The sequence below is a fragment of the Dethiosulfovibrio faecalis genome (genome assembly GCF_021568795.1).
Lineage (GTDB): Bacteria > Synergistota > Synergistia > Synergistales > Dethiosulfovibrionaceae > Dethiosulfovibrio > Dethiosulfovibrio faecalis.
Map to the genome: position 1 here is coordinate 89,156 of NZ_JAKGUE010000006.1, position 9,748 is coordinate 98,903.

A 9,748-nucleotide genomic window follows, 5' to 3' on the forward strand; every position below is an offset into this window, starting at 1 on the left:
AAAGCCAGAACCTGCGAGAAAAAAGGAGGGATCTCTCTTGGAACTGAATTCCATAAAAAGATCGATATGCGAAGCTATAGACAGTAGTGCGGAGAGGGTCATATCCCTGGCAAAGGATATAGAGATGGAACCGGAGCTGGGATTCAAAGAACACAAGACCTCCGTTAAGGTCGCCGACTTCATGAAAGGGCTGAACCTAAACCCGATGGAAGGGCTGGCCGGAACCGGGGTGAAGGCCAAACTCAAGAAGGACTCCTCTGGACCCAACGTAGCCGTCTTAGGGGAATTAGACGGAATAATCTGTTCCGACAGCCCTAAGGCGAACCGGGAAACCGGCGCCAGCCATACCTGCGGGCATCATCTTCAGATAGGCACCCTTATGGCTGTAGCCTCCGGCTTCGCTAAATCCGACGTGACTCGACACCTAGGTGGTAACGTCACCTTCTTCGCAGTCCCCGCCGAGGAGTTCATCGAGATAGGCGAGAGAAGCGACATGAGAGCCAGAGGGGAAATAGGCTTTCTGGGAGGCAAGCAGGAACTTATCAGGATAGGAGCATTCGACGATGTCGACATGGCCATGATGGTCCATGCCGGAACGGATATGCCCGAGCCCTCCGTCGGAATAGGAGAGACCGGAAACGGCTTCGTGGCCAAGACGATAAGGTACCTGGGGAAAGCTACCCACGCCGCCGCCGCTCCCGACGAGGGCATAAACGCCCTCAACGCCGCGGTGCTGGGAATAAACGGAGCTCACGCCATGAGAGAGACCTTCAGGGACGACGACCACGTCAGACTCCATTTCATCATCACCAAGGGTGGAGATACTGTCAACAGCGTCCCGGCGGACGTCCGGATGGAAGCCTATGTAAGAGGCAAGACGTTGAAGAGCATAGACGACACCCACGGAAAGTTCGACAGAGCCCTGAGAGCCGGAGGTGACGCAGTAGGAGCCAAAACCGAGATAAACACGATACCGGGATACCTACCTCTGGCCTGCGACAGCAGGCTTAACGACGTATTCGCTCGAAACGCCGGATCAGTCTTGCCCGATTCGAAAATTCTGAGGGTAGGTCACTTCAACGCTTCCACCGACATGGGAGACATATGCCACATAATGCCGGCCATACACCCCTACACGGGCGGCGTATCCGGAGCTCTTCACTCCAAAGACTTTACCGTTCACGACTATCAGGCAGCGGTGATAGTTCCGGCCAAGATAATGGCCATGACCATAGTCGATTTGCTGGCAAACGAAGCTACTGAAGGGAGGGATCTACTGGACGGATACAGACCTTTGATGACCAAGCAGGAATATCTGGAGACGTTGCAGGGATACTTCTCTTGAAGGAGGATCCCGGAGTGGAATCGATCGAGGAGGGACGAAGTTGAAGGAAGGCATAAAGAACGTCAAAATCCACGCCATCGTGCTGATATTGGTCGTGGTAAGCGAATTCATAGGTATTCACTCTTTTAAAGTAGGTCCAGGAACACTTGTATTGCTGCCGATGCTCTACGCTCTGATCATAGGCTCTCTCATGGGCCCCAAGTTCCTGAAGGCTGTCAAGCAGAAGGACATGGTAGACGCTGGAAGCCTAGTCGGAGTAACCTTGATGCTCCTGATGGCGAGATACGGCACCTTGGTAGGTCCGAACCTCCCTGCCATAATCAAGTCCGGTCCAGCCCTTATACTTCAGTAATTCGGCAACCTTGCGACCCTGATGCTTGGAATTCCCCTGGCGGTGTTCCTAGGTCTCAAGAGAGAGGCCATCGGAGCGGCCCACTCCGTGGCCAGAGAGCCTAACGTAGCCCTTATAGGGGATATCTACGGCCTGGACGGTCCAGAGGGACAGGGAGTCATGGGCGTCTACATATGCGGCACCGTTTTCGGGACCATCTTCTACGGCTTGATGGCCACCACAGCTGCCGCTTATCTGCCCATCAGCCCCAAGGCATTGGCGATGGCGTCAGGGGTCGGAAGCGCCAGCATGATGACCGCATCTGTAGGATCTCTGTCGGCCATGTTCCCCGACATAGCCGGGGAACTGCAAGCACTCGGCGCGGCAAGCAACATGCTCTCCGGATTGGACGGACTCTACATGTCCCTATGGATGGCCCTACCCATGTCGGAATGGCTGTACAGGGTAACCTACAAAGCCAAATACGGAACTGCTCCGGAACGATTCGTCAGGAAGGGAGACGAATAGGATGAAGATCTCCGAAACCATAGCGGTGTTGGTAATAGTTGCCGCAATGAGCCTCGTAGGCAACCTGGTGGGCTTCCATAACGGGATAATTGAATCCCTCCCGGGCATGATTTTCCTTTTAGCCCTCTGCGTAGCGGGAGTGATCATTAGGAACGTCGTCCCTGGAAATATACCCAGCGTGGCCTGGATAGTACTGATAGGATGTATAGTGACGTACCCCGGATTTCCCGGCTCGGCCCAACTCAGCGCCTGGGTAGGCAAGGTAAGTTTCCTGTCCCTGACCACCCCAATTCTGGCCTATGCCGGACTGTCCATCGGCAAGGACCTGGATATGCTGAAGAAAACCGGCTGGAGGATAGTAGTGGTCGCCATATTCGTCTTCGTTGGCACCTACATTGGATCGGCTCTCATCGCTCAGGGAGTTCTATCCGCCACCGGACAGCTGTAAAAAAGAGGCCCGTTCGAGATTTCCTCGAACGGGCCTCTTTTATCCCGAGATCTTCCTTAATTCCTCTATTTTCTCTCCGAAAAGCCTCAAGGCCGACCGGACAGGCTCTGGGCTGGTCATATCAACTCCGGCCCCTCTCAGGAGATCTATGGAACTCCTGGAGCTTCCGCCCTTCAGAAAATCTATGTATCTATCTCGCGCCGATTCTCCTCCGATAAGGATCCCCTCGGCCAAGGCGGTGGCCGCCGAATAGCCGGTCGCGTACTGATATACATAGAAGGGAGAGTAAAAGTGAGGGATCCTGGCCCACTCGACCTCTATCTCCTTGTCCACCACGATATCGGGGCCATAATAATCCCTGTTTAGATCTCCCCAGATAGAAGACAAAATCTCCGGCGTCAAGGGGATTCCCTCCTCCGCCATGCCGTGTACCTTCAGCTCGAACTCGGCAAACATAGTCTGCCTGAACACAGTCGTGCGAACCTGTTCCAGGTAATAGTTCAAGAGGAAAGGTCTGTCCTTAGGCCTGTTCTCCAACATATGCTCCATGAGCAACACCTCGTTGGTGGTGGAGGCCACCTCGGCGACGAATATGGTGTAATCACCGTAAACAGGGGGCTGGAACTTATGGGAGTGCCAGGAATGCAGGGAATGCCCCATCTCGTGAGCAAGGGTGAACACATCCCTTAGGGTGCCGTTATAGTTGAGCAACACGAAGGGATTGGTCCCGTAGCTACCCCAGGAATAAGCTCCCTTTCTCTTCCCCTGGCTCTCGTAGACGTCTATCCATCGTCCGTCGAGCCCCTCTCTCAATACGTTCAGATAGCCATCCCCCAAAGGGGACAGTCCGGCCAGCACCGTCTTCTTGGCGCTCTCCCAGGATATATCCTCCTCCGGTTCCTCCACTATGGGAACGTAAAGGTCGTACATATGGAGCTCGTCCACTTCCAAAGACCTCTTTCGCAGCGATACGTAGTCGTGCAACAGAGGCAGCCTCTCTCTGACGGCCTTTACGAGATTGTCGTAAACCGACAGGGGAATATCGCCTCCGTCCAACGCGGCCTCCCGACTCGATCCGTACCGGTGCACCCTGGCGTCGAAGACACTCTCCTTGATGGCAGATCCGAACGAGGCAGCCAAGGTATTTCGAAAGCTCTCGTAGGTATCGTGAATCCCCTTGAAGGCCCTCTCCCTGACGGGACGGTCCTTGGACCTGATGAGACGGTAGTAGCGCTCCTCCGAAAGCTCGACGGGCTCTCCCCTCTCGTCCCGGATCGAGGGGAATTTCATATCTCCGTTGGTGAGCATCGAGAAGATAAGCTCCGGAGCATTGGCTATCTCGCCCATTCCCGAGAGGAGCTCCTCCTCTCTGGCGCTCAATACGTGAGCTTTCTTACGGATTATCTGTTCTATATGGTATCTGTACATCTCCAACTCGGGCAAATCGCCGAAAAACGAAGCAAGTCTCGATTCCTCGATCCCGAGGATCTCGGGAACCACATAAGCCATCGCAGTAGAGACCCTGACGTGGAGCGCCATCGCCCTATCGGCCATGGCTTTCGCCTCTCCATCGGACGCATCCTCGTGGCTTTTCATCGTAGCGTAGACGAAAACCTTGCCGAGCTCCACGCCGACTCTGTCTATTTCCTTAAGACATCCCAAAAGACTGGAAGCCTCGTCTCCCAACTTCCCGGAGAAGGATTCCAAGGTCTCTACGGACTCCGATACGGATCGCCAGGCGGTCTCCCAGTCCTCCACTTCGCCGTATATAGAGCTCAAATCCCACTTATACCTTTCGTCTATCTCCAACCTGTCCGGGATAGACCTGCTATCGGATGCCATTCGATCAACTCCTCAAAAAACCACCGTCAGGATAGACCGGATATCCTAAGGACCTCCGGTTCTCCTCTACGTTCGTCGAAAGCGACTACTCGACCGTTGCCGAGGTCGGCCACATACACAATACCGTCTCTGATCGCCACGTCCGACGGAGAGAAAAGCCTCTGCCATCTTCTGTCGCCGTAGACGGTCGAAACCTCCATAGATCTTACGTTCAGGGCCCTAATCCTGTCGTTGTAGCTATCGGCTACATAAAGAGAACCTCCGGATAGACACATCCCCAACGGTCGCTGTAAAAGGGCCTTCGAGGCCACTCCATCTCTACATCCGTAAAGGGAGGGCCCCTTCCCTATCAGGGTCGTAACCTTTCCCGTGGAGGGGTCGATACACCTTATGGAGGAAGATCCGCTATCGCTGAAGAAAAGCAAATTACCGTAGGACAGCAATGCCTCCGGTTGTCCTATCGTGGCCATGAGAGGAGGCCCGTCGTCCATGCCTCCTGTTCCGTTTCCCGCGAAGGGTCTCGCTCCTCCTCCCGACATGGACTGGACCCATATCTGCCTCGTTCCGGGCGAAGCCAGATAGAGCAAATCATCACGGTAAACCACGTCCCTTACCGCTCCGAAAGACCTGGGCCCCAACAGATTGGCCTTGGACGGCTTTCCCGAATAGGAGGAAATCTCCCTTCCGTTTCGATCGAAAACCCTAACGGACTCGGCCCCCCTATCGGCGACGTAGATTCTTTTAGAATCAAACGAAAACCCCGTCGGGCAGGATCTGAATCCGGGACGGTCCATAGGGATGGACCTTTTGAGCACCGCCGATCTTCCATCGGAATCCAGCTGAGCTAGGAGAAGCCTTTTCTCCCTGCCGTCCAAAACGGCCAAGGTATCTCCCTCTATGGCCAGACGTAAGGGCAAAAAGCTCCGCCCGCTCCATACAAATTTCTGCTGCACCCCAGGGCGGAGATCACCAGTCACCCTAGCCGTCCTCCCCATGGATTTTAAAACGGGACGGACCAACTCTGGGGGCAATATCCCCTCCCTGGCCCAGGTCAAAGCACCAGTGGGGTCCACCACCACAGTGGAGGGCCACCTATTTATCAGGTAGGCCTTCCTTATGGTCTTCCTGGAATCGTCGTAAACCGGAAAATCTATGCCTGCGCAGTCGAGAACGGACAAAATTCGACGAGACTCCTTTTCGGCAGGAAAACGGGGGCAATGGACCCCTATCAGATCGATGGCATCCCTGTCCTCCTCTCTGAGCCTCATCAATCCGTCCACGACGGAGAGATCGTCATCGCTCATGGCATTAAAAAAAACCAATACCGTAACCCTTCCGACGCCAGGCAACCTGATCGAGGTTCCATCGACTAGCCCATCGGGTAAATCCGGAGCCGGAGCGGCTCCTCCGTAGATCGTGACCATATGGCACCTCCTGTACTCCCGGGATTATACAACCTAATCGAGCATATCTCGATTAGTATACCAAATACAAAAAACAAATTTTGCCTCCTGGAATTGACAGGGCGATAAGGCCTAGAGTATAGTGAACTAGTGTACATATGGGCAACGTCCCTCAGGGGAAGGATTGGAACGAAATATTTTAAGGAGGGGATAAGATGAAGAAATTTCTTTTATCGTTGATGGCTCTCGCACTTGTAGTGGGTACGGTAGGGATGGCCATGGCGGAGGATCCGGCACAGCTCAGGTTCATGGCAGGACCTCCCGGAGGAAACTGGTTCGCTCTAGGCGGATCTCTTTCCGATATGTGGAGCAAGAACGGACTGCCCACCACCAGCGGAACCGGCGGCGGGGTCTCCAATATAGTCAACGCCGACAGGGGCAAGGGTGACATGGGCTTCTCGGTCACCTCCATGGTGGGAGCCGCGACCAAGGGCGGAGAACCTCCCTTCAAGGACCCTCTCAGCAACGTCTCCGTATTGGCAAACCTATACACCCAGTACACATACTTCATCGTCCGTAAGGACTTTGCGGAGAACAACGGGATCAAGACGGTGGGAGATATCGTCGAGAAGAAGTTGCCCGTCCGTTTCGCAACGTTGAAGCCCGGGACGTCCTCCGAGTTCGTCATCCGCAACGTCTTCAGCAAGGGGTACGGCATCAACTACCGTAAGGCCATAAACGACTGGGGAGGAAAGGTAGAGTTCTCCTCCTATTCCGACGGCTCGAACCTCCTGGCTGACAACCATATCGACTGCTTCGCCTTCTCCGTAGGCAGAGTCGCCTCGGTGGTCATGCAGATAGAGAGCCAGACCGACATAGTCATTCTGCCGGTCGATGAGAAAGCCCGTCAGGCCATGACCGAAGCCTTCGGAACGGTCTCCTTCACCATCGAGCCCGGCATATACAAATCCGTGACCGAACCGGTGGAGACCATCGGAGATTACACCTGCGTCGTCGTGAGAAACGACCTGTCCGAAGATCTGGCCTACAAGCTCGCCGAACTGATATGGAAAAACAAGGAAACCCTCGCCAAGGGAGTTAAGGATATGCAGGAACTCAGCCCCGAATCGGCGGTTCCGGCAGCAGTTCCCGCTCACCCTGGCGCCTCTAAGTTCTGGAAAAGCGTCCAGTAAAGAGAGATACAAACCGATACGAGATCGCGGGTGACGACAGTCGCCCGCCTTTTTGTTTGACAGAGACACATCCCCTTAAGGAGAGTTGATTTCAATATGAGAAAACTGCAAGGGACCACGGCCAAGCTTTTCTACCTTTACGTTTTGGCCATGGGTTTTTTCCACCTCTACACCGCTCTCTTCGGAACCTACGAAGCCTATCTTCAGAGAGCCATACATCTGACATGGGTCCTGCCTATGGCGTTTATCCTCTATCCCATAGGAGGCAAAAAAGAGGGCCAGGAATTGGCCGACAACTCCATACCATGGTACGACTGGATCCTTGCCGCTGCTTCCCTGGCACCGGGAATCTACATCATGGCGAACTACACCGACATAACCTACAGGATGGCACAGGTCGACCCAGTCACCACGGCACAGCTTATATTAGGGTCCCTGTTGACGGTACTGTTGCTGGAGGCCACCAGGAGGGTAGTCGGATTGCCACTGGCGCTAATCGCCGCCTTCTTCACCGCCTACATGTACTACGGAAACTACATGCCGGGCATAATGAAGGGACTTTCCTTCTCTTTCCACGAGGTCATAGAGCAAATCTACCTCATCGACGAGGGAATATTCTCGATACCTCTGGGCGTCTCCGCCACTTTCGTCATGATATTCCTCATCTTCGGAGGATTCCTGGAAAAAAGCGGCGTCGGAGCCTACTTCATGGAGTTCGCTCAGGCATTTACCGGAACCTCCCCGGGAGGACCGGCCAAGATAGCGGTAGTAAGCTCGGCTCTCTTCGGGTCCATTTCCGGAGCTGCCGTAGCTAACGTCTACGGCACGGGGACCTTCACGATCCCCCTCATGAAGAGAATCGGCTATCCTCCTTTTTTCGCAGGAGCGGTAGAGGCGGTAGCAAGCACAGGAGGACAGATAATGCCTCCCATCATGGGGGCCGGAGCATTCATAATGGCCTCCTTCCTTGGGGAACAGTTTCGCACGATAATGATAGCGGCGGTCCTTCCGGCCCTGCTCTATTATGCGGCGGTTCTGCTTATGGTCCATCTGGGAGCCCTTAAAAACAACCTGAAGGGACTCTCTCCCGAGGATCTTCCGGACAAAAAAGTCGTCATCAAAAAGCTGTACATGATGTCCCCTATAGTTGTGCTCATCTACCTGCTGCTGACTGGCTACACTCCCATGCTGGCCGCGGTGATAGGCATAGGAGCGGCCTGGCTCGTTTCGATGCCCAACAAAGAGACCCGGATGGGACCCAAGGCGATCCTGGACGCTGTCTACACCGGGGCCAAGAACATACCGGTGGTCTGCATCGCCTGCGCCGCCGCCGGACTGGTGGTCGGATCGGTATCGCTGACCGGGATAGGATTCAAGTTCGTAGGGCTGGTGTTCTCCCTCGCCAACGGAGCACCCTTCATAGCCCTCATCCTTATAGCACTGGTATCGTTGGTTCTCGGTATGGGACTCCCCACCACCAGCGCCTATATACTCGGCGCGGCCCTGGGGGTTCCGGCCCTGGCTAAGCTGGGATTCGACCCTCTGGCAGCCCATATGTTCGTGTTCTACTTTGCCATAGTATCGAACATAACCCCTCCGGTAGCTCTGGCCGCCTACGCTGCCAGCTCCATAGCCGACGCCAATCCCAACAAAACGGGCTTCCAGGCTATGAAACTGGGGATATTGGCCTTCATCATCCCCTTCGCATTCTGCTACGACCAGGGATTGCTGCTCTCCGCCGGATTGACTAACAACGTGATTTCCGTCCTGGGAGGGATAGGAGCCCTGTTCTCCATGGGGTACTCAATGTTGGCCTACACCAACCACAGGATCCACCAATGGCAGAGAGCGGTATTCCTCGCGGTAGGCGTTGCCTGTTTATGGCCTATGTTTACCGTGAAAATTATCGGTGTTATCGCGACCATCGTATTCGGATGGTTATGGAGAGAAAAAACTACTGGCTGAGCTAATTGCGAAATCGTAAAAACAGGAGGAACCAGCTGGTTCCTCCTGTTTTTTTGCGAAAAAAGCTCAAAACAAAAAATAGGACATCCTGTCTTCTCCTAAACGCAAATATAAAGCCTCGATCGCCCTTGCCTGACCAATGCTGACGTATATAATAGAAGCACGGATCAAGGTCAGCTAAGATCAAATAATTTTTATGGAGGTGGATCGTATGAGACGGTATTTGGTTCCTCGTAGCACGGGAAGGTCTGTCATGGATCCCTTTTCCTTCATGGACAACGCGATGAGGACGATGTTCAGGGATTTCGACGAGACATTCAGGGGAGAGGAGAACAGATCACTGGCCCCTAATATGGACCTTTATAGAAAGGAAGGCAAGATCACGTTGGTGATGGACCTTCCGGGAATCTCAAAGGAGGACATCGACCTCAAGGTCTATAAGGACAGAATCGAGGTCAGGGCCCAGAGAAAGGAATACTGCACCGACGAAGAGGACTGTCTCCACAACGAGAGGTTCTACGGATCTCTGGCCAGGATGATAACCCTTCCGGCCGAGATAGACTGCGATTCCGTGCAGGCGAACTACACCGACGGAGTTCTCAAGATAGAGGTCGACGAGCTTAAGACAGGCGGAGAGGGAAAGACGATAGCGATCGAGGGATAGGAAAAGCCGAGCCGGGAGCAGCTGCTCCC

At 54.2% G+C, this 9,748-nt stretch carries 7 protein-coding genes and 1 pseudogene; 6 read left to right on the forward strand and 2 right to left on the reverse strand.

Going from position 1 to position 9,748, the window contains the following annotated elements; genetic code table 11:
• The first annotated feature begins 37 nt into the window (after positions 1 to 37).
• The 3 genes and pseudogenes from L2W58_RS06515 to L2W58_RS06525 all read left to right on the forward strand — a co-directional run bounded on the left by L2W58_RS06515 (position 38) and on the right by L2W58_RS06525 (position 2,652).
• The gene (locus tag L2W58_RS06515; protein ID WP_236102543.1) at positions 38 to 1,345 is read left to right on the forward strand and encodes a M20/M25/M40 family metallo-hydrolase; all 1,308 of its coding nucleotides are present in this window, start codon (positions 38 to 40) and stop codon (positions 1,343 to 1,345) included.
• Between the two features lie 94 nt (positions 1,346 to 1,439).
• Positions 1,440 to 2,204, forward strand: a pseudogene (locus tag L2W58_RS06520) (DUF3100 domain-containing protein).
• Between the two features lies 1 nt (position 2,205).
• On the forward strand, positions 2,206 to 2,652 hold the full coding sequence (locus L2W58_RS06525; protein ID WP_236102544.1) for a DUF340 domain-containing protein: 447 nt from the start codon (positions 2,206 to 2,208) through the stop codon (positions 2,650 to 2,652).
• Between the two features lie 39 nt (positions 2,653 to 2,691).
• Here L2W58_RS06525 and pepF read toward each other — a convergent pair whose 3' ends face one another.
• Complete coding sequence (pepF, locus tag L2W58_RS06530; RefSeq protein ID WP_236102545.1) at positions 2,692 to 4,494, reverse strand: oligoendopeptidase F; 1,803 nt, start codon at positions 4,492 to 4,494, stop codon at positions 2,692 to 2,694.
• Between the two features lie 26 nt (positions 4,495 to 4,520).
• Entirely contained in the window at positions 4,521 to 5,918 is a 1,398-nt protein-coding gene (locus L2W58_RS06535; RefSeq protein WP_236102546.1) for a hypothetical protein, read from the reverse strand.
• A gap of 194 nt (positions 5,919 to 6,112) precedes the next feature.
• On the opposite strand from L2W58_RS06535, the gene L2W58_RS06540 reads away from it, so the two are divergent.
• The 3 genes from L2W58_RS06540 to L2W58_RS06550 all read left to right on the forward strand — a co-directional run bounded on the left by L2W58_RS06540 (position 6,113) and on the right by L2W58_RS06550 (position 9,719).
• Positions 6,113 to 7,090 (forward strand): TAXI family TRAP transporter solute-binding subunit, encoded by a 978-nt coding sequence (locus tag L2W58_RS06540; protein ID WP_236102547.1) that lies wholly within the window; start codon positions 6,113 to 6,115, stop codon positions 7,088 to 7,090.
• A gap of 96 nt (positions 7,091 to 7,186) precedes the next feature.
• Complete coding sequence (locus L2W58_RS06545) at positions 7,187 to 9,055, forward strand: TRAP transporter permease (protein ID WP_236102548.1); 1,869 nt, start codon at positions 7,187 to 7,189, stop codon at positions 9,053 to 9,055.
• A gap of 211 nt (positions 9,056 to 9,266) precedes the next feature.
• Positions 9,267 to 9,719: an Hsp20/alpha crystallin family protein gene (locus tag L2W58_RS06550; RefSeq protein WP_236102549.1), complete on the forward strand. Its 453-nt coding sequence runs from the start codon at positions 9,267 to 9,269 to the stop codon at positions 9,717 to 9,719.
• Positions 9,720 to 9,748: the final 29 nt, after the last annotated feature.